This window comes from Paraburkholderia ferrariae NBRC 106233, from assembly GCF_000685035.1.
In the GTDB taxonomy this organism is placed as follows: Bacteria; Pseudomonadota; Gammaproteobacteria; order Burkholderiales; family Burkholderiaceae; genus Paraburkholderia; species Paraburkholderia ferrariae.
This window is the reverse complement of the sequence record NZ_BAYB01000032.1, coordinates 1-21,711: the sequence shown is the minus strand read 5'-3', so window position 1 is coordinate 21,711 and position 21,711 is coordinate 1. Positions and strand designations below refer to the sequence as shown.

The 21,711-nt window shown below is 64.5% G+C and carries 22 protein-coding genes; 15 read left to right on the top strand and 7 right to left on the bottom strand.

Going from position 1 to position 21,711, the window contains the following annotated elements:
• Positions 1 to 53: 53 nt before the first annotated feature.
• Positions 54 to 1,007, bottom strand: coding sequence for a LysR family transcriptional regulator (locus BFE01S_RS28790; RefSeq protein ID WP_028228476.1), 954 nt, complete (start codon positions 1,005 to 1,007; stop codon positions 54 to 56).
• Positions 1,008 to 1,251: 244 nt separating this feature from the next.
• Between BFE01S_RS28790 and BFE01S_RS40585 the strand changes: the two genes are divergently transcribed.
• The gene (locus BFE01S_RS40585; protein ID WP_028228475.1) at positions 1,252 to 1,782 is read left to right on the top strand and encodes a P-loop NTPase family protein; all 531 of its coding nucleotides are present in this window, start codon (positions 1,252 to 1,254) and stop codon (positions 1,780 to 1,782) included.
• 180 nt (positions 1,783 to 1,962) lie between these two features.
• Positions 1,963 to 2,220, top strand: a complete 258-nt coding sequence (locus BFE01S_RS40580) for a hypothetical protein (protein ID WP_052421015.1) — start codon at positions 1,963 to 1,965, stop codon at positions 2,218 to 2,220.
• Between the two features lie 244 nt (positions 2,221 to 2,464).
• On the opposite strand, the gene BFE01S_RS43510 is transcribed toward BFE01S_RS40580, so the two are convergent.
• On the bottom strand, positions 2,465 to 2,731 hold the full coding sequence (locus tag BFE01S_RS43510; protein WP_084170215.1) for a hypothetical protein: 267 nt from the start codon (positions 2,729 to 2,731) through the stop codon (positions 2,465 to 2,467).
• A gap of 382 nt (positions 2,732 to 3,113) precedes the next feature.
• Between BFE01S_RS43510 and BFE01S_RS28775 the strand changes: the two genes are divergently transcribed.
• Positions 3,114 to 3,641: an RrF2 family transcriptional regulator gene (locus BFE01S_RS28775; RefSeq protein ID WP_028228474.1), complete on the top strand. Its 528-nt coding sequence runs from the start codon at positions 3,114 to 3,116 to the stop codon at positions 3,639 to 3,641.
• A 123-nt stretch (positions 3,642 to 3,764) separates the two neighbouring features.
• Here BFE01S_RS28775 and BFE01S_RS28770 read toward each other — a convergent pair whose 3' ends face one another.
• A complete protein-coding gene (locus BFE01S_RS28770) occupies positions 3,765 to 4,970 on the bottom strand; it encodes an NAD(P)/FAD-dependent oxidoreductase (RefSeq protein WP_028228473.1) in 1,206 nt (401 codons plus the stop codon).
• 529 nt (positions 4,971 to 5,499) lie between these two features.
• On the opposite strand from BFE01S_RS28770, the gene BFE01S_RS44660 reads away from it, so the two are divergent.
• On the top strand, positions 5,500 to 5,727 hold the full coding sequence (locus BFE01S_RS44660) for a hypothetical protein (protein ID WP_156967183.1): 228 nt from the start codon (positions 5,500 to 5,502) through the stop codon (positions 5,725 to 5,727).
• A gap of 5 nt (positions 5,728 to 5,732) precedes the next feature.
• Entirely contained in the window at positions 5,733 to 6,287 is a 555-nt protein-coding gene (locus BFE01S_RS28760; protein WP_028228472.1) for a MarR family winged helix-turn-helix transcriptional regulator, read from the top strand.
• Positions 6,288 to 6,321: 34 nt separating this feature from the next.
• Here BFE01S_RS28760 and BFE01S_RS28755 read toward each other — a convergent pair whose 3' ends face one another.
• Positions 6,322 to 7,545 carry an IscS subfamily cysteine desulfurase gene (locus tag BFE01S_RS28755; RefSeq protein WP_028228471.1) on the bottom strand — a complete coding sequence of 408 codons (1,224 nt, stop codon included), beginning with the start codon at positions 7,543 to 7,545 and terminating at the stop codon, positions 6,322 to 6,324.
• A 319-nt stretch (positions 7,546 to 7,864) separates the two neighbouring features.
• Here BFE01S_RS28755 and BFE01S_RS28750 point away from each other — a divergent pair, with 319 nt between their 5' ends.
• From BFE01S_RS28750 to BFE01S_RS28725, 6 genes are all read left to right on the top strand, one after another.
• The gene (locus BFE01S_RS28750; protein ID WP_028228470.1) at positions 7,865 to 8,392 is read left to right on the top strand and encodes a flavin reductase family protein; all 528 of its coding nucleotides are present in this window, start codon (positions 7,865 to 7,867) and stop codon (positions 8,390 to 8,392) included.
• Between the two features lie 41 nt (positions 8,393 to 8,433).
• Positions 8,434 to 9,915 carry a 4-hydroxyphenylacetate 3-hydroxylase family protein gene (locus tag BFE01S_RS28745; protein ID WP_028228469.1) on the top strand — a complete coding sequence of 494 codons (1,482 nt, stop codon included), beginning with the start codon at positions 8,434 to 8,436 and terminating at the stop codon, positions 9,913 to 9,915.
• Between the two features lie 43 nt (positions 9,916 to 9,958).
• A complete protein-coding gene (locus BFE01S_RS28740) occupies positions 9,959 to 10,345 on the top strand; it encodes a hypothetical protein (RefSeq protein ID WP_028228468.1) in 387 nt (128 codons plus the stop codon).
• Positions 10,346 to 10,347: 2 nt separating this feature from the next.
• Positions 10,348 to 11,706: an amidase gene (locus BFE01S_RS28735; RefSeq protein WP_028228467.1), complete on the top strand. Its 1,359-nt coding sequence runs from the start codon at positions 10,348 to 10,350 to the stop codon at positions 11,704 to 11,706.
• Between the two features lie 29 nt (positions 11,707 to 11,735).
• On the top strand, positions 11,736 to 12,425 hold the full coding sequence (locus BFE01S_RS28730) for a DUF2848 domain-containing protein (RefSeq protein ID WP_028228466.1): 690 nt from the start codon (positions 11,736 to 11,738) through the stop codon (positions 12,423 to 12,425).
• Between the two features lie 71 nt (positions 12,426 to 12,496).
• Positions 12,497 to 13,033 (top strand): hypothetical protein, encoded by a 537-nt coding sequence (locus BFE01S_RS28725; protein WP_028228465.1) that lies wholly within the window; start codon positions 12,497 to 12,499, stop codon positions 13,031 to 13,033.
• 93 nt (positions 13,034 to 13,126) lie between these two features.
• Here the strand turns inward: BFE01S_RS28725 and BFE01S_RS28720 are convergent, their stop codons facing one another.
• From BFE01S_RS28720 to speB, 3 genes are all read right to left on the bottom strand, one after another.
• Entirely contained in the window at positions 13,127 to 13,975 is an 849-nt protein-coding gene (locus BFE01S_RS28720; RefSeq protein WP_028228464.1) for a response regulator transcription factor, read from the bottom strand.
• A gap of 80 nt (positions 13,976 to 14,055) precedes the next feature.
• Positions 14,056 to 15,591, bottom strand: coding sequence for an aldehyde dehydrogenase family protein (locus BFE01S_RS40570; protein ID WP_042338906.1), 1,536 nt, complete (start codon positions 15,589 to 15,591; stop codon positions 14,056 to 14,058).
• 9 nt (positions 15,592 to 15,600) lie between these two features.
• Positions 15,601 to 16,551 carry an agmatinase gene (gene speB, locus BFE01S_RS28710; protein WP_028228463.1) on the bottom strand — a complete coding sequence of 317 codons (951 nt, stop codon included), beginning with the start codon at positions 16,549 to 16,551 and terminating at the stop codon, positions 15,601 to 15,603.
• A gap of 243 nt (positions 16,552 to 16,794) precedes the next feature.
• On the opposite strand from speB, the gene BFE01S_RS28705 reads away from it, so the two are divergent.
• The 4 genes from BFE01S_RS28705 (at position 16,795) to BFE01S_RS28690 (ending at position 21,410) form a co-directional block, all read left to right on the top strand.
• On the top strand, positions 16,795 to 17,139 hold the full coding sequence (locus BFE01S_RS28705; RefSeq protein ID WP_028228462.1) for a cupin domain-containing protein: 345 nt from the start codon (positions 16,795 to 16,797) through the stop codon (positions 17,137 to 17,139).
• Positions 17,140 to 17,219: 80 nt separating this feature from the next.
• Positions 17,220 to 18,935, top strand: a complete 1,716-nt coding sequence (locus BFE01S_RS28700) for an amidohydrolase (RefSeq protein WP_028228461.1) — start codon at positions 17,220 to 17,222, stop codon at positions 18,933 to 18,935.
• Positions 18,928 to 20,373, top strand: coding sequence for an NAD(P)/FAD-dependent oxidoreductase (locus BFE01S_RS28695; protein WP_042338904.1), 1,446 nt, complete (start codon positions 18,928 to 18,930; stop codon positions 20,371 to 20,373). Before BFE01S_RS28700 ends, BFE01S_RS28695 begins: the two co-directional genes overlap by 8 nt.
• A gap of 122 nt (positions 20,374 to 20,495) precedes the next feature.
• Positions 20,496 to 21,410, top strand: a complete 915-nt coding sequence (locus tag BFE01S_RS28690) for a LysR family transcriptional regulator (protein WP_028228459.1) — start codon at positions 20,496 to 20,498, stop codon at positions 21,408 to 21,410.
• Positions 21,411 to 21,711: the final 301 nt, after the last annotated feature.

Genomic DNA, 21,711 nt, shown 5'->3' with positions numbered 1-21,711 from the left:
ATCGGGGCACGAAGGTTCGTCGCGCGTGCCGCGATTTTAACAGCGAACGGGCGCTAGGCTTTGCGGTTTCGTGCCGCCGGCGAGGCCGCGCGCGGCGAGACCATGGTACGGGACCGGTGGCGCACTTCCTTGCTGAACTCGGTGCAGACCTGGGTCATCAGGTCGGTCGAGCGGTACACCATGTAGACGTTGAAGTCGGGCAACTCGTCGCGGATGGGAATGGGCTGAAGTCGCTCCCGGTTGAGCACGAGGGGGCCGCCGGACCCATAGAACACGAAGTCGGACCACATGCTGATGAGGTCGGTGCAGGTGGCCAGTTGCAGACCGAGGAGGTTCGAGGCGCTTTGCACGATACGCTGGGGCATGTCGAGCCGGTGCAGCCGCATGAGGCTCGCGAGCGGGCTGCCGGGGTCGTCGAGCGGATCGAGCGTGAGCCAGTCGGCGTCGAGCAGCGAGCGCAGGCGTGTGACGCGGCCAAGCGGATGGCCGGGGCGTGCCGCGAGCACCATGCCGACCGAGAACAGCGGCTCCCACTGGAACGCGTTCGTGCCGGGGCCGCTATTCGTGGAGATGAGCGCGAGGTCGAGGTGGCCTTCGCGCAGGCCCTCCAGCACCTGCTGGGGCCGCAGTTCGTAGGCGCATAGGGCGACGCCGGGAAAGCGCATGCGGAAGGCGGCGATCGATTCGGGCAGCGGCCCGGCGGACGCCACGGCGGTAAAGCCGATATTGAGCTGGGCCTCGGCGCGGCCGCGCAGCGCTTCGATGTCTTCGAGCGCGTGGCGCAACTCGTGCTCGACCACGTTCGCCCGTTTGGCGAGCGCCCGGCCATAGTCGGTGAGGCTCACGCCGCGCACCGAACGCGACATCAGCGTGACGCCCAGTTCGCGTTCCAGTTCCGCCATGGCCTTGGAGAGCGCGGGCTGCGAGATGTGCAGGCTGCGTGAAGCCTCGTGCATGCTGCCGTGCTGCGCGAGCGCGAGCAGCACGCGCAGTTGGTGCAGTTTCATGGGCGGGTTCCTCGCGTGGGGCGGCGATGGGCGGCGATGGGCGGCGTGGGAGCGCGAACCTCGGCGCATTGTAAGGTATCGGCCCCGACTTGTAGGGCTGTTGTCACGGGAGTAGAGCGGCGAGTGGCTGGCCGGCTACCTGGAGAGCGACGCATTCAGCACGCTCAGGCGCGACTCCGACGAAGCCAGGGCCGCGCTCGATACGATGTGTTATTGCGTTCACATCGACGGTAGGACGGTTACCGTGTTCAACTACGACGGCGAAAGCGACTATAGCGCCTATGTTGTGGAGATCTTCGACCGCTTCAAGCAAGGCGAGGTGAAGGATCACCATGTCGAGTTGAAGGAGTGGCCGGAGATGAATCACGTGGAAGCACGGATTCTGGATTGTGCGGCCGAACTCGATCCCGAGCCTTTTGCGTTGCTTTCCAGCTTCCAGGCGAATCACGCTGGCTATCTCGATGCGACGGTCGCGGCGTTCGACCGTGAAATCCTGTTCTATGTGGCCTATCGCGCCTACATTCAGTCATGCTGCGACGCGGGTTTGTCGTTCTGCTATCCGCAAGTCTCGGCAACGAGCAAATCGGTGCGCTGTGACGGCACGTTCGATATCGCGCTGGCTCACAAGCGTTGCGTGGACAGACGTCCGGTAGTCCTGAACGATTTTCGCATCACCGGTTCCGAACGCATTTTCGTAGTATCCGGCCCGAACAACGGCGGGAAAACGACCTTTGCACGCACCTTCGGCCAGCTTCACTTTCTGCGTGCGCCGTGACGAGAGGATGGCGCACGCACGTTCCGGCTGATCGAAGCCGGGCCGCTGCAGACCAGCTTCGGGCAGGATTTGTACCGGCAGATATTCGGCAAGGAAGGGGGAGAAGGCGCCCCCGGCGGGGCGAAGGACGAGGTGCTCTCGACGGCGGACTAGACATACACGGCGCCACCGTCATCAACTGTGCGGAAGGCACGGGACACGGGGCACGCGGGCGCCCATCACGCGGCGCACGTGCTGAGGCTCGCGGACCAGCCCGTTCAGGTTGCCCTGGCCGTGAGCAAAGACGAGGCGAGCCGCATGCTCCAGGCGGTCGAGCAGGAGCAGGTTCATGTCTTCTATACGCGCATACCCACCGAGTTCGGGTTGCTGGGCGACGAGGGACAGACCGGGGCCATGAAGCGGCACTTTGCGCTTTTCGGCCGCGGGGCGGCGCACTGACCGCCTGAAGCAGCAGTGGGCGCGCTACCGTAGCTCACGCGTCGGGCACAATCGATTGCTTCGAGCGGCATCTGTTCGAAGCGGCGATCACGGATCGTGAGCCTGTGCGCGCAGCGGCTACGCTCGCGCGAGCGCTAGCCCTTATCCACTGAGGATAAACGTGCCCCGACTCAAGAGCCTCCCGTTTCCAGAAGGCTCTTATTCGTCTAGCAATAGCGGACTGCCGGCCTGAAGGGCCAGTGGCTCAATGCCCGTGGGCCTTGCGCCATCCGGTGTGCTTTTCGATCCGTGGACTGCGTTTGCCGGCATGAAGGCCCGCGGAGACCAGATAAAGGACTCCTGCAAAAGGCCAGAGCCAGGTGGCCAGCGAGAGGCACAGCCAGCAGGCATCTTGTGGAGGGTAGGCGTGGAGTGCCCAGAAAAGGCAGGCAGCTGGCAACAGCAGCAGACACAGCGCCGACCGATTCAGAAATGCGGCGACCCTTGCATACTTCAGCGTTTCAGCGTGCATGCCTGTCTCCATTGGAAATGGCATTGGGATATAGAGTCGCACGGCTGTCATCTCAGGAAAACTCGGTAAATTCCCTGACATTTGTAATTCCGATATACCGCGATGCAGCAAATAACCCGGGAGAACTCAGTGAGTAGAGCAATGAAAAATGATCAGGAGTTTGAAATAACGAGGCCAATATTCGAGGTGTATTTTCTGGACCTGCATTCAAGCGGTAAAGGCGGTCACGACGACACCCGCCGGTGTGTCCCGCCCACAGCACAGTTTACTTCAACCCGGTTTGCGTAATCGCGAGGGTCGCATTCCAGCGAATGCAGTTCGTGACTTTACGGCCGGTTTAAGCTACCCTCATAACTCCGATAATCTTGGTCGTCGTAATATCATGTCGTTTATCAGTACAGGCGTCGAATACGGTTTGCATTGCCTGCTTTATCTGGCCGGCACGTCGGCGGGCGTGCGCGAGGCAAGCGTGCGCGATCTGGCCGAAATGCAGGGCGTGCCGGTGGACTATGCCGCGAAACTCTTCACGCGGCTCGCCAAGGCCGGCATCGTCCAGTCCACCGAAGGCATTCGCGGCGGCTTCACACTCGCGCGGCCGGCGGCACAAATCACGGTGCGGGCCGTAGTCGTAGCCATCGACGGCGAAAAGCCGCTCTTCGACTGCCGCGAAGTGCGCAGCCAATGTGCGTTGTTCGAGCAGGAACCTCCGGCGTGGGCCACGCGCGGCACGTGTTCGATTCATGCCGTCATGCAGGTTGCCGAACGCGCCATGCGCGAGGAACTCGAAAAGCACTCGCTGGCCGATCTCGTCGCCCGCGCGTATTCGAAGGCGCCGGCCAGTTATGGCCATCACGTGGTCAACTGGTTTGCCGACCGCGCTGCCAATCGCCGTAGCGACCGGCAGGCCTGAAGCTGAATCGATCTCCGCTCCCGGATGTTGACGGCGCAACGAAGTGCGGAAACGCTTGTGCGTTCCCGCGCCGCGCGCTTCGAAATCCTGGACTCCTGCGCGACCATCCTTAAGCGACCACCCTTATGCGACCACAATACGCAGCGGATCGGCCGCGGCAAACGCCGCCTCGCGATCGGCACGGGGCGGGTAGATCCACTCGGAGTTGATCTGGTGCTTCAGCTTCTTCGCGTCCGCACCCTTCAGCTTCACTTCGCGCTCCCAGCCTTCGGTGTAGACCGCGCCCCAGGGGCCGAGGTCCAGACACGTGACGTACTTCGGCTGGCTGTACGGGATCGGCTCGATGCCGAGCAGATCGGCCGCCACGTTATGGCCTGCTGACCGTCCCAGATTCATCGCGTGCTGGCACGACATCATGGTGTGGTTGCCCGCGTCGTCGGTGGCGGCGCACGCCACGTCGCCCGTGGCATAAACGCCCGGCACCCCCTCCACCGCGAGGTTGCGATCGACGCGTAGGCGCCCCGTCGTGTCGCGCTGGCCGGGGATCTGCCCGGTGAGCGTGCTGGCGCGCAGGCCGGCGGTCCAGATCACCGTGCTCGACTCGATGCGCTGGCCGTCGGCCGTTGTGATGCCGCCGGCATCCACTGAGGCCACGCCGGAGCCGAGCTGCCAGGTAACGCCGAGTTCTCGCAGCGCTTCTTCGATAACCGGACGCGGGCCGGCACCCAGATCGGGGCCGATGGCCGCGCCGCGTTCGACGACGATCACTTTGACGTCGGCCTGTTCTCCCAGCGCGGCACGCAGGCGAGCCGGCATTTCCGCTGCCGTTTCGATGCCCGTGAAGCCGCCGCCCGCCACCACGACCGTGTTGCGCGCGGGCGTATCCGGCTGTCGCGCGAGATTGCGGATATGCGTTTCGAGCTCTACGGCCTCGTCGGTCTGATCCACGCTGAACGTGTGTTCCGCGAGACCCGGAATGGCGGGGCGGAAGAGCCGGCTGCCCGCCGCGAGGACCAGGCGGTCATAGTCCAGCGTCACGGCGTGCTGATCTACGCGGAGCACGTCCACCGCGCGGCGGTCCACATGAATGCGTTCGACCGTGCCTTGCACGAATTTCACGCCTGCCGCGTCGAATATCGCCGTGAGCGGCGCCCGGAAGTTGGCCGGCCCTTCTTCATAGAGCCGCGGGCGAACGTGCAGGTGGGGGTCGGGCGCGACCAGCGTGATCTCAACGTCAGTACTGCCATGCAAGTCGAGCAGACGCGCCGCGCTCAACGCGCTCCACATGCCGGCAAACCCGGCCCCGATAACAAGAATGCGCTTCGACATTTCCATCTCCTGTGGGTCATCGCCGCGCGAACGCAGCGCATAACTCGGATTGTACGAGTCGTAGTTAAGAAGCGCAAGCACTCCTGGCGCGCCGGGAAATGGCCCGAAGCAAAAGTGAGCTTCCACTGAGATTTCGCTTCCGGCAGGTTGCGTATCAACTCGACTCAAAGGAAGGAAGGCCGCGGTTTCCACGAACAGCCGGACCTCGACCCATTTGTGCCCCCATCTCTCTCCAGTTTCCCATTGGGCGGGATTATGTTTCCCCGCGCATAAACGCACCCGCACCGAATGGGAGGGGCATGTATTGCATTCACGGAACATAAAGCTCACTTCGCGGCCGCGCCAATGCGTGCCCTGGTGGCGGGGCCGTTGTTCGAGCCGAACGGGGTGGTCGGCGGGAGCTTCTGTTTGTATGAGTCAGACGATATAGAGACGATTCGCCGATTCGTTCTCGACGATCCGTTCAATACGGCGGGAATTGCGTACAGATCCGTCATATTGCGCGGGCAAGCAAAGGCGTGATGGGAGCATGCCGCGAGTCCTGCTGAGCGAAGTGGAATTATTCGAACGAAAAAAGACCGGCATGCGTGCCGGTCTTGACGAGGACGGATCTACTGACTGGCGCCACCAGCAGCGTTTGGCTTTTTCCGGGCGTTCTGCAGGTCCGTCGCCGCAGCAGGCGAAGGCGAAGTGCTTGCTGTTAGAATCAGGTAAAAAGCTTGGCCAGCAAGCTATGTGTAGCAACTTTGAAAGGTAAGCAGTGTGGCAACCAAAGGCCTAACCGTTACGCATCCGTCCTGCCTGATCGATGGCTCGGATGCTGAATTTCGTCATCTCGTCAACGGCTTGTTGCCGTTCGCTGCGCGCCTCCTGTCCATTCGGGACGGTTTTGGCAGCATGGTCGGGCTGACGGGTGTCCAATACTCCTTGACCCGGTCGATCGCGCATCTTTCGGCACGCGACGAGGTGACTGTCAATCAGCTCGCCGAGCATCTGCACCTGAGCGGCGCTTTCGTCACAGTCGAGACCAACAAACTGAAAAAACTCGGGCTGATCGATAAAAAGGCGCATCCGGATGATCGACGGAAAATGCGCCTGACCATGACTGCCGCCGGCAACCGTCTGCTCAACGAACTGCTGCCCACGCAGCAGCGCATCAACGACGTGCTGTTTGAAGGCGTGACGCGCAGCGAATTTAAAATGCTCTGCTCTGTGGTGGACCGACTGGTCGCCAACGGCGATCAGGCCGCGCTCGATCTCGACCATCTGCAGGCGCGCCAGCAGCGGGCGGCCGCCGCACGCGGCACCGCGGGTTAGTGGCGTCGTATGGCCGCCTGGCGGCAATAGCGTATCAATGCGCCGCCCACTGGATGGTGGTGAGGTCGATGCCTTCCTGATGCATGTCCCACAATGGGCTCAACGCGCGCAGTTTCGTCACTCTGTCCGTGACCTGTCGAACCACCTCGTCGACTTCATCTTCCGTCGTGAAGCGCCCCAGTGTGAAGCGGATCGAGCTATGAGCGAGTTCGTCGCTGCGACCCAGCGCGCGCAGTACGTAAGAGGGTTCGAGCGACGCCGATGTGCAGGCCGATCCTGACGAGACAGCCACGCCCTTGATCCCCATGATCAAGGATTCGCCCTCTACAAAGTTGAAGCTGACGTTGAGGTTGTGCGGGATGCGGTGCTCGAGACTGCCGTTGACATAAACCTCTTCGAGCTTCGTTAGTTCTGCCATCAACCGGTCGCGCAGCGCGCCAACGCGGCGCGCTTCGTCGTCCAGTTCCAGCCGGGCCAGGCGGAACGCTTCGCCCATGCCGACGATCTGGTGCGTGGGCAGCGTTCCCGAGCGCATGCCGCGCTCGTGGCCGCCGCCGTGAATCTGCGCCTCGATACGGATGCGCGGCTTGCGGCGCACGTACAGCGCACCGATACCCTTGGGTCCATAGACCTTGTGGGCCGTCACCGTCAGCAGGTCGATCTCCAGCGCCTTCAGGTCGATGGGCACCTTGCCCGCGGCCTGCACGGCATCGCAATGGAACACGATACCCCGAGCGCGGCACAGCGCACCGATCTTTGCCACCGGCTGGATCACGCCGGTTTCGCTGTTGACGAGCATGACCGACACGAGCGTCGTGTCCGGCCGCAATGACGCCCGCAGGGCGTCGAGATCGACCATCCCCTCGTGGTCCACGTCCAGATAAGTCACCTCGAAGCCGCTTCGCTCAAGGTCGCGGCACGTATCGAGCACGGCCTTGTGCTCGGTTTTCACCGTGACGATGTGCTTGCCCTTGCCGCGATAGAAGTTCGCTGCGCCCTTGATGGCGAGATTGTTGCCCTCGGTCGCACCAGACGTCCAGATGATCTCGCGAGGATCCGCATTGAGCAGTGCCGCGACATGCGCCCGGGCCGCTTCCACGGCTGCTTCGGCCTCCCAACCATAACTGTGACTGCGCGAGGCGGGGTTGCCGAACTGCTCGTGCAGGAAGGGAATCATCGTTTGGACAACGCGCGGGTCGACCGGTGTCGTCGCGCTGTAGTCCATATAGATCGGACGGTGTTTCGATTCGTTCTGCATGGTTTGGCTCTTGAGTCGGGAGTGCGCAGGCAGCGAGAAGGCTTGTCCGGCGGTCGAAAACTGACGCGCAGTCTAGCACCGCGCGAAACGAATGCGCACTCGGCCCATACGGACGGCAGGGTTGTTTCTCTGTTCGACGAGCCGTGGCGTGGTCGGATTCTTCAGGGAAATCAACAAATTGCGGATATCAAACGGCATGCCGCGCTCGCGACCGGGTTTACGCTAACTTGCATTGCAAATTTAAATAGAGTTGAATAATAGCTAAGAAACAAAGGTAACAAAGAAATCAAAATGGGCGAATGCCCGGCAAGGAGCAAAGATGTCTCATTCGTCAGACGGTGCCGGCACGAAGCCGGACGAGCAGCGTCGGTTCAGGGGCGCGCTTGCGATGTTTGCCACCGGCGTGGCAGTGATTACCGCGCCGCGCGGTCAGGGCGCGCCGGTCGGCATCACGGTGGCGTCGTTCAACTCGGTTTCGCTCGATCCTCCGCTGATCCTGTTTTCGGTGGATCGCCGCTGCCTGAGTCTCGCCGACCTTTGCGAGTCGCCGCGCTATGCGGTGAACGTGCTCGGAGAGGCGCAGCACGAACTGTCGAACCGGTTCGCGAAGGCGAACTCGGGCAAGTGGGACGGCTTCGAGTTCAGCACGCGCGATTGCAACAGTCATGTGTTGTTGCCCGGCGCGCTGGCGACGTTCGAATGCGAAGCGTATGCCCAGCATGACGGCGGCGATCACGTGATTTTCGTTGGACGGGTGGTGCGCCACCAGGCGCGTCACGATGGGCGTCCCCTCATTTTCTTTGGTGGCGAGTACCGTGCGCTCGACGAGCGCCTCATTGCCGCCTGATTCATCGCTTTCACCGCATTCGTCCCCCGAGGAGCAAGAACATGATCAAGAACGGCAGCGACCATATTGCGATGCTGCGCGACGGCCGCGAGGTGTACCTCGACGGCAAGCGCGTGACCGACGTCACGACGCATCCCGCCTTTCGCAATTCGATTCGCAGTTACGCGAATCTCTACGACTTTCAGGCACGCCCGGAAAACGCGGCGAAGATGACGTTTCAGCCCGATGGCGTTGACCGGAGCGTGAGCCGCATCTGGCAACTGCCGACGAGCTACGCTGAACTGGTGGAGCGCCGCCAGATGCTGGAGGCGTGGTCGGAGCTGCACTACGGCTTCATGGGCCGCTCGCCCGATCACGTCGCCTCGTGCATTTCGGGCATGTTCATGGGCATCGACGTATTCGAAGCCGCCGATCCGGCCCGCGCGGGCGCATTGCGCGACTACTACCGATACGCCCGCGACAACGACCTGTTTCTCACCTACGTGATTGTCAATCCGCAGGCGAATCAGTCGAAGACGGCCCACGAACAGGAGGACAAATACCTCGCCGTGGGTATCGTGGACCAGGACGCCGAAGGCATTACGGTGCGCGGTGCGAAGATGCTGGCGACGAGTGGCATCATGGCGAACGAGGTGTTCTGCAGCTGCATCCAGCCGCTGCGCGAAGGCGACGAGATGTATGCCCTTTCGTTCGCGGTTCCCATGAACACGAGGGGGCTGAAAGTGATGTCCCGCAAGTCGTACGAGGCGAACGCGACGTCGGTGTTCGACAACCCGCTCGCGAGCCGCTACGACGAGAACGACGCGGTCCTCTACTTCGACGACGTCAAGGTGCCGTGGGAGCGCATTTTCGTGGCTGGCGACATCGGGCTCTGCGCAAGGCAGTTTCATGCCACGCCCGCACACGTCTACCAGAACTACCAGTGCCAGGTGCGCCTGATGGTGAAGCTGCGCTTCCTCGTCGGGCTCGCGCTGAAGATCACCGAGATCAACGGTACGAACGGCTTCCCGCAGGTGCGCGAGATGCTCGGCCAGCTTTGCGCCGAAGCCGGCATGGTCGAAGCGTTCGTGTGCGGCATGGAAGCAAAGGGGCGCGTGGTCAACGGCTACTATGTGCCGGACCGCAGCATGCTCTACGGCTCGCAGGTGTTGACGCAGCAGTTGTACGCGAAGGTGCTGAATTCGCTTCGCGAACTGGCAGGCGGCGGCATGATCATGCTGCCTTCGAGCATCGAGGATTTCGCCAATCCCATGCTCGTGCAGATCATCGAGAAGACCCAGAAGTCACCAGCGTGCAGTTCAGAGGATCGCGTCAAGTTCTTCAAGCTGGCGTGGGACGCAGTGGGTTCCGAGTTCGCGTCCCGCCACAACCAGTACGAGATGTTCTACGCAGGCGCGACCTTCGTGACGAAGGGCCACGCCTACCGCACTTACGACTGGGCCAGTGCATCGGGCCTCGTCGACCAGATGTTGGGCAGCTACTCGCTCAGGGACGAACTGGCGGCGCTGCCGCGGGCGGCCTGATAGCGGCATTCAACGTATTCGCTAGACGCAACAGGAGAAAAGCATGGCGATCAACAAGATTCACGACGAATTTCACAAGCTGGACATGGAGCAGGGCTGGCAGTTGCCGGAGGGCTACGACGCCAACTCGGGCGCGCAAGAGTTGATCCTTTCGGGCGCGCTGGACACGGTCAACAAGAAGGGAAGCCGCACGCGCCTGCTGCGTCTGCCTGCCGGCCTCTTTACGAAGAAGCCTTTCGTGCACGACTACTGGGAAGAGGTGTTTCTCGTGCAAGGCGACCTGACCGTCGGCAACGACGAGAAAGGCGAGGGCGGCGTGCCGTTCAAGGGCTATACATACGCAGTGCGGCCGCCCGGCGCATGGCACGGCCCGTTCAAGTCGAACGGCGGCTGCGTGCTGCTTGAGATCCACTACTACGACCCGGCCTGATCATGACGCGTACCGTGGAAGCCGTAACGGCGGCACTCGCGGGCGGCCAGACAAGCGCAGCGGCTTTGCTGGATGGGTGTGTCGGGAGGGCCGGGTGCGCCGGCGGGGAGGGCGCACGCGTGTTCCCCTATGGCGTGAGCGCGGCCGCGCACGTCCAGGCAGCGAGCGCCGACATGCTGCGCAGCATTGGCGTTGCCGGACCGCTTGCCGGCGTGCCGGTGTCGGTAAAGGACCTGTTCGACGTGCAGGGCGAGGTCACGCGTGCCGGCTCGCGTGCGATGCCCGAGGTCGTTGCGCGTCGGGACGCCACGGCGATTACGCGGCTGCGTTCAGCCGGCGCCGTGTTCGTGGGTCGGACCAACATGACCGAGTTCGCGTATTCGGGCGTGGGCATCAACCCGCACTACGGCACGCCGCTCAACCCGCATGATCGCGTTGCCGGCCGGATTCCCGGAGGTTCGTCGTCGGGCGCGGCGGTGTCCGTCGCGGACGCCATGGCGATCGCCGCGATTGGGTCCGATACCGGCGGCTCCTGCCGCATCCCGGCAGCGTTGTGCGGCATCGTGGGCTTCAAGCCGACGGCAAGCCGCATACCGCTGCAGGGTGCAGTGCCGCTCTCGTCGAGCTACGACTCGATAGGCTCGCTCGCGAATTCGGTGGCTTGCTGCGCTACGCTGGACGCCGTGATGGCCGGCGAGGAACCGGCGCCTCTTGCGAGGCGCAACGTGCGGGGCCTGCGCCTCGCCGTGCCGATGCGCGTCGTGCTTGACGGCATGAGCGATGCCGTCGCGCGCGCGTGGTCGCGCTCGCTCACGGCCTTGTCCGCAGCCGGTGCCGTGATGGAAGAGGTCGCGTTTGCGAGTTGGGAGCGGCTGGGCGAGATCGGCCAGAACGGCGGACTTGTTGCGGCCGAGGCTAGTGCCTGGCATCGCAACCTGTTGAGCGAGCAGCCGCAGAAATACGATCCGCGCGTCGTCTCGCGCATTCGGCTGGCCGACGCCCAGCAGCCGGTGGATTACCTGCGGATGCTTACGCTGCGTGCGGAGCTTTGCCGCTCGATGGATGGCGAGATGGCGCCGTTCGATGCGCTCGTCATGCCCACCGTTCCGATCACGGCGCCGCGTGTCGATGAACTTGAGGATGACGAAGTATTTTTCAATGCCAACCGACTTCTGCTGCGCAACCCCTCGATAGCGAACATGCTGAACCTGTGTTCGCTTTCCGTTCCCTGCCACGAACCGGGCGAAGCGCCGGTTGGCCTGATGCTGTTCGGACGGCACCTCGCCGATCGGGCGTTGCTGGAAACCGGCCTCGCCGTGGAGCGGCTGTTGAGCCCACGCGCTGAGCCTGGCCGCGCGTGAGCGCGAGCCACTCTGGAGAATTTGCAAACATGAATACGATCACGTTCCACATCGACGGTCCGGAAGGCGTGAAGCCGCGGGCCATTTCCATCCGGCAACTCGTCGTGGCCGGCTGGACCGGCCGCGACACCGTGGCGATGGAAGCCCACATTCGGGAACTCGAAGAACTGGGCGTCAAGCGTCCGCCGTACACGCCGGTGTTCTACCGGGTTGCCGCGAGCCGCCTGAGCGCTGAACCCGTCGTTCAGGTAAGCGGCGGTGCGAGCAGCGGCGAGGCGGAGTTCCTGCTCGTCAAGGACGGCGGCGAAATCTTTGTCGGCATCGCTTCGGACCATACGGACCGCGAAGTCGAGACCTATGGCATCACGGTCTCGAAGCAAATGTGCGAAAAGCCGTGCTCCTCGACCCTGTGGCGCCTCGCCGACGTCGAGGACCACTGGGACAGCCTGATCCTGCGCTCGTATGCCACCGTCGACGGCGAACGCGTGTTGTATCAGGAGGGCCCGGTGACGGCCATGCATTCGCCCGAGGATCTGCTGGCGCGTTTCGCTTCCCGCTCGGAGACGTTCGAAGACGGAGCCGCGATGCTGTGCGGCACGCTGGCCGCCATTGGCGGTATCCGACCGGCGCAGCAATTCGAGGTCGTGCTCGAGGACCCGGTTCTGGGCCGCACGCTGCGCCACGCGTACGCGGTCGAATCGCTCGCAATCCACGGCTGATGGCGCGACGCCCTGCGCCTGCCGGGGTGCCGCCGTGCCTTGCTGACTCAACCCGCTTCGCGAATGCCATCATGCCCTCGCTGAAACACTGTATCGAAGCTTATATCCACGCCAAGGACGGTAACCGGCCTCACCTGATGGAGGCGGCCTTCGAGGAGCAGGCTGAACTGGTCACGCGGGTCAGAACCGACGACATCGCGTTCCCGCCGCACCTTACGGGACGCGACGCGATCACTTCGATCATGGTGAGCCAGTTTGCCCAGCGCTACGAGAATGTCTACACGTTCTGCATCGGCGCACCGCCGACACCTGACGCACTTGCTTACGCTACCAACTGGCTCGTCTGCATGACCCAGAAGGACGACGGCGCCGCGCGCCTGGGTTCAGGCAGGTACGAATGGCTCGCTAACGCAGGACGGATCAGCCGTCTTGTCATTACGATCGACGAGATGCGGGTGCTCGGGCGCGAGATCGCGGCGCCGATGCTGGGGTGGGCGCGAAGCTTGCCGTACCCATGGTGCGCAATTGACCAACTTGAGCGGCGTATGCCTCAGGTGGAGGCGTTGCGTCGCGTGGCTCGCGAACTCCGCTGCGCCGGAGCGCGTTGAACCTGCCGCGAAAGCCTGCACAGGTTAGGCCGCGATAACGGCCGCAGGCCGGAGAGAGCCCGATATCGACAGGACTGCTTATGTCCCGTTGAGTTACTCGGTAGCCGGCTGCGCGAGTTGCCCGCGCGCCCAAAGGGCGAGCTCGCGCTTGGTCCGCACGCCCAGCTTGGCGAACGCCCGCTGGACATAGGATTCCGCCGAGGTCTGCCGGACCCCCAGTATCTCGGCCGTTTCCGGCACGGTGCGGCCTGCGATCAGGTGCCGGCAGCTTTCGTATTCCCGCTTCGAGAGCCGGATGCCGTCACTGGCAATCCGCGCGTCGAACAGCACGAGCGGATCGGTTTCGCTCATCGCGTTGGCGGTGCGCTTCACGGCCGCCGTGGACACATGCAGTTCCAGCAGCGGAAACAGGAAGTCGCCGAGGTGCCGGAAATGATTGAGCTCGGCGAGCGAGAATTGCGGCTGGTCGTCGCGGCGCACGATCGCAAGCGAATACTGCGTGTGGCGGGTGCTTTTCGTCAGCACGCACTCCTGGGCGATATGACTGCTCTCGAAGATCAGCGCGCGAAACTCGCCCGCCGGCAGCTTGTTCATGTCGCGCACGACGAGATGGGTGCCCGATGTATCGCGGATGCCGGCGAAGAGCGGGTCGACGGACTGGAAGCGGTCGTAGTAGAGCGTCATGATGCCGTCGAGCACCGCCTGTTCCTCGTGGACGGTGCCGCTGCCGATCCACTCGCAGCGATAGCCCAGCGGCGAGGCAGGGTCGAAGCGCGTGCGATCGACGTGGGCGGAGTCGAGCGGAATCAGCTCGTGCAGGAAGCGCGTGAGCCGATGCACGAAATGCGGCAACCCGACGGATTCGATGACTTCGCCCAGCGCCTTGATCGAGACGTTGAGGTGCCGGCTACTGTGATTGAAAGGGTCGACGTTGAGCAGCATGGTGTCCCCCCGGTTCGGTTCGTCTACTTGCCTTTACGATTCGCAGCCGATATTCCAGGCGCGAGCAGGCCCCAACCATATCAGACAGGCGGGGCCGCCAGAAATCGGTGGAATCCACCCCTCGCTTGGCGTTCCGCCGCCGCGATGGCATGGCGCAGTTCCTGGTAACTGCGCAGCCCTGCGAGCCCGAGTTCGCGCCCGATCCCGGAGAGGCCGAAGCCGCCCCAGCTGATGTGCGGGAAGATCAGTTGCGGCGTGTTGTGCCACACGAGCCCTGCCCGCAGCCGCCGCCGATAATGCTGTGCCCTCTCCGCGTTCGCGGTCACGACCGTGGCGACGAGGCCGTAGCGCGTGTCGTTCGCGAGTCCGATGGCGTCTTCGTCGGTGCGGAACGATTTCACGCAGGCCACGGGGCCAAATATTTCGTCGGTCCACAGCACGTTGTCGGCGGCCGGCTCGGCCACGACGACAGGCGCCATGAAGAAGCCGCCCCCACTTTCCTCCGCCACCTGGCCGCAAAATGCGACACGCGCGCCGGCTTCGAGGCCGCGCTCGACCAACGCCTCCACGCGCGTGCGGTGCGCGCGCGAGATGAGCGGTCCCATCGTCGCGCGGGGCGTGGCGGGTGGCGCCACCACGAGGGCGCGCACGGCCGTTTCGAAGGCGGCCATGAACTTGCGGTAGAGGCTGTCGTGAACGAGGATGCGCGCCGTGGCCGAGCACATCTGCCCGGCGTTCGTGAACGCGCCGCCCACGGCGAGCGCGACGGCGAGATCGACGTCGGCGTCCTCGCGCACGATCAGCGCCGACTTGCCGCCCAGTTCGAGCGTTACGCGCTTCATGTCCTCGGCGGCGGCGCGCATGACGTGGCGGCCCGCGGCCGTGCTGCCCGTAAACGAGATCTTGTCGACGAGCGGATGCGCGGTTAGCGCGGCACCCACCTCGGCGCCGCCGTTCACGATGTTGACGACGCCATCGGGCACGCCCGCTTCGGCCAGCAGATCCACGAGCGCGTGCTCCGTGGGCGACGTGAGTTCCGATGGCTTGAGCACGACCGTGCAGCCGGCGGCGAGCGCGGGCGCGATCTTCCAGGCCGTCGTGACCATCGGGAAATTCCAGGGCACGATGAGTGCGGCGACGCCGACGGGATCGTAGAAGCGTTCGGCCGCGACGGTGTCGTCGGGCAGCGCGATGGCTTCGGTGCGGAACGCCGTGGCTTCGTCGCAGCGGTCGGCGTACCAGGCGAAGGTCGCGGCGACGTCGCTCGCGTCGATCCCGGCCTCCATGCGTGGCTTGCCGCTCACGTGCATTTGCAGCGCCGCGAGCACCTCGCTTCGGGCCTCGACGAGTTCGGCCACTCTGCGCAATATCGCGCCGCGCTGCGCGGGCGCCATGGCGCTCCACGCGCCGAACGCGGCGCGGGCCGCGCGCACGGCATCATCGACCTGTGCGGTGCCGGCGCTTTCCTGCCAGCCGATCGTCGCGCCGGTTGCCGCGCTGCAGATCGCGCTGCGAGAGGTGCCGTCCTGCGCCGGCACTGCACGTCCGGCGATGCGCGCGGCGGGCAGCACGGGCAGTTCGCCCGCTCCGCCGGCGAGCCATTGGGTGTGGTTCATGACGTGACCTCAGCGGTAGTGGACGCCCGGCATCACGCAGAGCATTTCGAAGGCGAGATTTGCGCCCACGAGCGCCGTGGTGCCCGCCTGGTCGTAGGGCGGCGAGACCTCCACGAGATCCGCGCCGACGATATTGAGCCCCTTCATGCCGCGCACGATTTCGAGGCCCTGCTGCACGGTCAGGCCGCCTACCTCGGGCGTGCCGGTGCCGGGGGCGAAGGCCGGATCGAGCCCGTCGATATCGAAGCTCAGATAGACAGGCGTGTCGCCCACGCGCTCGCGCACGCTTTCCATGAGCGGTGCGAGCGACCGGTTCCAGCATTCCTCGGCCTGTACCACCGTGAAGCCCTGGGCGCGGCACCAGTCGAAGTCGTCGGCGTGGTAGCCGGTGCCGCGCAGGCCGATCTGCGTGACCTTGTCGCATTGCAGCAGGCCGTCTTCCACCGCGCGGCGAAACGGCGTGCCGTGGGCGATCTTCTCGCCGGACATCGTGTCGTTCACGTCCGCGTGCGCATCCACGTGCACGACGGCCACCTTGCCGTACTTCTTGTGGAGCGCCCGCAGGATCGGCCAGGCGATCGTATGGTCGCCGCCCAGCGTGATGGGGCGGCAGCCGTTTGCGACGATGCGGTCGTAGGCCGCTTCGATCAGGCCGATCGAGTCCTTGAGGTCATAGGGGTTGGTCGCGACGTCGCCGATGTCGGCCACCTGCAGCGAATCGAACGGCGCCGCGCGCGTGGCCATGTTGTAGGGGCGCAGCAATACGGATTCCGTGCGGATCTGGCGCGGGCCGAAGCGCGTGCCCGAGCGGTTCGAGGTGCCGATATCGAGCGGCACGCCGACAAAGCAGACGTCGAGCCCAACGCTCGTGGCGGCGTGCGGCAGCCGCATCATCGTGGCGATGCCGCCGAAGCGCGGCATGTCGTTGCCGCCGAGCGGCTGGTTGAATTCCTGGGTCATGAACGGTGGATTCCTTACGTTTGCGTCACTGCTGCAGGCAGAAAGACAGGCGACCGATCGTAGAGGAGAAGACCCGCCGATGAATCTCGAAGTCGCGACCCTTACATCGGCCTTTATCGATGCAAGCGCGCCGGCCGAAAGCGCGTGAGATTGTGCCGTGTCCCCCCCGAAGGGGGGCATACCGGGAAGGGGCGAACCGATAACTTTGTCGCCGGTTTTCCACTTACGGCACAAGAGATTCACATGACCAAACTCATTCGAGACATCGTTGCGCTGGGCGCCGGCATTGGCGAATACACGAAGCTGGACTTCGGCATGGACGAGGGCGACTGGCGCGCGGCGCAGGGCGACAGCCGCAATTACATCGTCGGCTGGTGGGAGGGCAAGGTCGGCGCGGTGGAGTTTCCCGAGACGACCGCCGACGAAGCGGTCTGGCTCGTCGAAGGGCGTGTTGCGCTGACCGACGTCGAGGGCAATCGCAAGGAATTCCGCGCGGGCGAGGGCTACCTGCTGCCGGCAGGCTTCGCCGGCCGCTGGGAAACGATCGAGGACGCAAAGAAGTTCTACGTCCTGCTCGAGCAGTCCTGAGCATCGGGTGAGCGGGCGCGCGCCCGGCAGGACGGCGCGCGCCGGTTCTGGCGATTGTCCTGTCCGCATTGAATTCGACCATGAGTCAACAGAACGAACACAAGGAGACGCAGGCCGACTTCGTCTTCACGAATGCGCGCGTCTATACCGTCGATCCGCATTGCCCCTGGGTGAGCGCGGTCGCCGTGCGCGACGGCCGGATCGTATTCGTCGGCGACGGGCTTGCCGCCCAGCGCTACGTAGGCGCGAACACGCGCATCATCGACGCGGGCGGACGGCTGATGCTGCCGGGCTTCGTCGAGTCGCACTGGCACTTCTCGACCACCGCGTTCGCCGCGCAGGCCTTTCTCAATTTCGAGAATCCGCAACTGGTGCTCGCCGGCCTGCGTGCCTACGTCGAAGCGCATCCGCACGAGAAGAGCATCATCGGCATGGGCTGGGTGCAGGCGGCCATGCCCGCCGCGCTGCTCAACCGCGAGACGCTCGACGCCATTTGCCCCGACCGGCCCGTGTGCCTGCTCTCCACCGACTTTCACACGATGTGGGTGAACACGAAGGCGCTGGAGATCGGCGGCATCGACGCCTCCACGCCGCCCGTGGAAGAGGGCGCGAGCTGGTTCGAGAAGGACCCGCTCACGGGCGACCCCACGGGCCTCGTGGTGGACGGCGCAGCCTATTCGCTGCTCATGTGCCGCCTTTCCGGGGCCGGCTATCTGCCGCCGTGGGGCGAGCTCTATTACACGTCGTTCGTCGCGTGGCAGAAGAAGCTCGTGGCGGCCGGCATCACGACCGTCTTCGATGCGGGCTTCCTCGACCCGAGCGGCGACCAGACCTGGTTGTACGAAACATTGCTGCGCATGGAGCGCGATGGCGTGCTCAAGCTGCGCGTGGTGGGCAGCTATGCCGGCGTCGAGGCCCTGCGCGACCCCGTCGAAACCATCCTCGACTATCGCGCGCGCTATCAGTCGCCGCTCGTGAAGGCCCGCACGCTGAAGCTCTTCCTCGACGGCACCGAGCTGAACCACACGTCCTGGCTGCTGGAGCCGTATACCGACCGTCCGCACCATTGCGGCGAGCCGAACACGCCGATCGAGGACTTCAACCGCTTCGTGCTGGAGGCGGACCGCAACGGCGTGGACGTGATGGTGCATTGCGTGGGCGACGCCGCCGTGCGCGGCGCGCTGGACGCGATCGAGCGCGCCATCGAACTCAATCCGCCGCGCGACCGCCGCCATGTGATCACGCACGCGTTCCTCACGCATCCGGACGACATTCCGCGTTTCAGGCGCCTTGGCGTGATCGCGAACACGCAGCTTCAGTGGGGCGTGGTCGACACATACACGAAGGCGATTCGCGCGTTCTACGGCGAAAAGCGCTGGAGCAGCATGTACAAGTTCCGCACCTTCGTCGAAGAAGGCGTGACGGTGTCGATCGGCATGGACGGCCTGGCATGCCAGTGCCGCTGCCAGCATCGCCCCGTCGAGCACATCGAGTCGGGCTATACGCGCCAGCTTGCGGGCGAGCCCGATGCACCGGTGTTCCCGGACGTCAACGAGCGCCTGAGCGTGCCGCAACTGATTGCGGCCTACACGATCCACGGCGCGTACCAGCTCGGTATGGAGCAGGAGATCGGCTCGCTGACGGTGGGCAAGCGCGCCGACCTGATCGTGCTCGAACGCGATCTGTTCGAAGTGGGCAAGTACGAGATCGGCAAGGTCGACGTGGGCCTCACGATGATGAATGGCGAAATCACGCATGCGCAAGGCGATTTCGCGAAGGAGGTGCCGCATGACTGAAGCGACTGTTCTCAAGCCCGCGCGCACGGCGCAGGTAGGCCGCGTAGCAACGCCCGACGCGCAGGCCGCACTGGCCGGCACGAAACTCTTTCCCTACTGGCTCGACAACCCGGCTGCGCCCGGCGCCGAGCCGGAACTGGTTGGCGACACGAAGGCCGACCTGCTGATCGTCGGCGGCGGCTTCACAGGGCTCTGGGCCGCGGTGCAGGCGAAGGAATTGATGCCCGAACTCGACGTCGTGCTGATCGAGGCGCATCTCGTCGCGCATGGCGCCTCGGGCCGCGCGGGCGGCATCATCTCGACTTCGGTGATGCACGGCCTGCCGAACGCGGTGCGCGTGTTCCCGAACGACATCGACCAGTTGGAACAGTTCGGCCAGCACAACCTCGACGGCTTCGAGGCCACGCTGGAACGCTACGGCATCGATGCGGACGTCGAATGGAACGGCGAGATGACCGTCGCGGTCGACGCGGCACACCTCGATCCCCTGCGCGCCGACTACGAACTGCACCGCAAGCACGGCCACAACGTCGTGCTGCTGAACCGCGAAGAGACGCGCGAGCAACTGGATTCGCCGCTCTTCGAGGGGGCGCTGTGGTCGCGCGACCGCAGCGGCATCGTGCATCCGGCGAAGCTCGCGTGGGGGCTCAAGCGCGCGGCGCTCTCGCTGGGCGTGCGCCTCCACGAGCACACGCCGCTCGTCACGGTCACGGACGACGGCTCCACCGTCTACGTGAGAACGCCCAAGGGCAGCGTGCGGACGCCGCGCGTGGTGCTCGGCAGCGGCACGGCGAAGGTGGGCGTGGCGGACATCAACCGGCGCGTGATGCAGGTGCGCGACCACGTGCTCGCCACGGAGCCGCTCACGAGCGAGCAGCTTGCGCGCATCGGCTGGAAGAACCGCCAGGGCATCTACGACACGCGCACGCAGCTCAATTACTTCCGCCTCACGCGCAACAACAACATCATCTTCGGCGGCCTCGTCAGCTATCACTTCGACGGCGACCCCGATCCGCAGCAGGATCGCGAGCGCGAGACCTACACGCGGCTTGCGCAGGCGTTCTACCGGACCTTCCCGCAACTCGCCGACGTGCGCTTCTCGCACGCGTGGGGCGGCCCGATCGATTACTGCTCGCGCGGGTCGGTATTCGCGAAACGCTACCTGGGCGGCAAGGCCGTGTTCGTGGCGGGCTATACGGGGTTCGGCGTGGCGGCCAGCCGCTTCGGCGCGTTCATGGGGCTGAATCTCCTGTTCGACCGCGAGAGCCCCGAGCGCGAGCTCGATATCGCGAACCTGAGCCCGACCTACATTCCGCCCGAGCCGTTCCGCTGGATCGGCGCGAAGATTACCTTCCACGCGTTCGACGGGGCGGATGCGGAAGGCGGCTGGAAGCGCGCATGGATCAACGGCATCAAGGCGATGGGCTTCCCGATGTGACGCACGTCGCGGCGTTGCGCGCGGCGCGATGGATGGAGACAGTCCGGGACCCGCTCAGGCGGGCCCGGGCCGGAAAAGCAGAATAGCAAAACGACAGGGACTGAGCGCCACGGCGAGCGAGCATGTTTTCGAATACCACCGATCTCGATCTGAGGCTGATCCGCGTCTTCCTCGCCGTCGTCGACGCGCGCGGCATTACCGCGGCCGAGTCCTCGCTCGGCGTGCGGCAGTCCACTATCAGCACGCATCTGGCCGCACTGGAGGCGCGCGTGGGCTTCACGCTCTGCGAACGCGGGCGCGGGGGCTTCCGGCTCACTTCGAAGGGCGAACGCTTTGCCGCCACTGCCCGGGCGCTGATCGCGGCGACTTCGGATTTCGTGGCACACGTGCGCGACATCGACCGCAAGCTGGTCGGCACACTCTCGATCGGGCTGATCGGACAGGCGCCGCTAGTCGAGAACGCGCGCCTTGCCGAGGCGATCGGCACGTTTCGCAAGCGCGACCAGGCCGTGCGCTTCTCGATGAAAGTCGCTTCGCCGCAAGAGCTGGAAGAGGGCGTGGTCAACAACCAGTTCGACCTGGCGCTCGGCTACTTCTGGCATCGCGTACCAGGCCTCCTCTATACACCGCTCTTCAGTGAGAAGCAGACGATCTACTGCGGGCGCGGCCATCCGCTCTTTCATGAGGCACGCCCGCCCAGCGCCGAGGCATTGCAGGACTACGAATGGGTCTGGCGCACCTATCCGGTGCCCGAGGAAAACATTCCGCTTACCGGCCGCCGTGTCACCGCCAACACAGACAGCATCGAAGCCGCGACGATCCTGATTCTTTCAGGTGGCCACCTGGGGTATCTGCCCGCGCACTACGCGGAGGCGTTCGAGCAGCGGGGGCTCGTTAGAGCGATCGGGCGCGAGGCCTTCAGCTTCGACGTGCCGTTTCATCTGCTGATGAAGCGCCGCGCCGCGGATCGGCCCATCGTGAAGGCATTTTCGGCCGATCTGGCGAGCGCGTTCGATGTCGAAGCAGGGCGGCTTTAGCGCGGCCGGAGCATGCGGTTGATCGGGGCTGACTGCATGCGCGCAATTGCATCGACGGGGGCGAATGTGAACGACGTCAATCAGTAATTCAAAGCAAATTTGGCGGAGTTAAAACTCCGGCCGTAGCACCACGGTTTCCCTTCTAACGGCACGAATCCGGCGAGTCGCTTCATGCGTCACGCCAGGGCGGATTCATGCCTGCGATCTGCAAACGGATGAACGATTTATGAAAGAAACGCCTTCAGCCAATGCCGTTTCCGCGCCGCGGACGGACAACGCGTGCTTCGTGCGCATCGAGCGT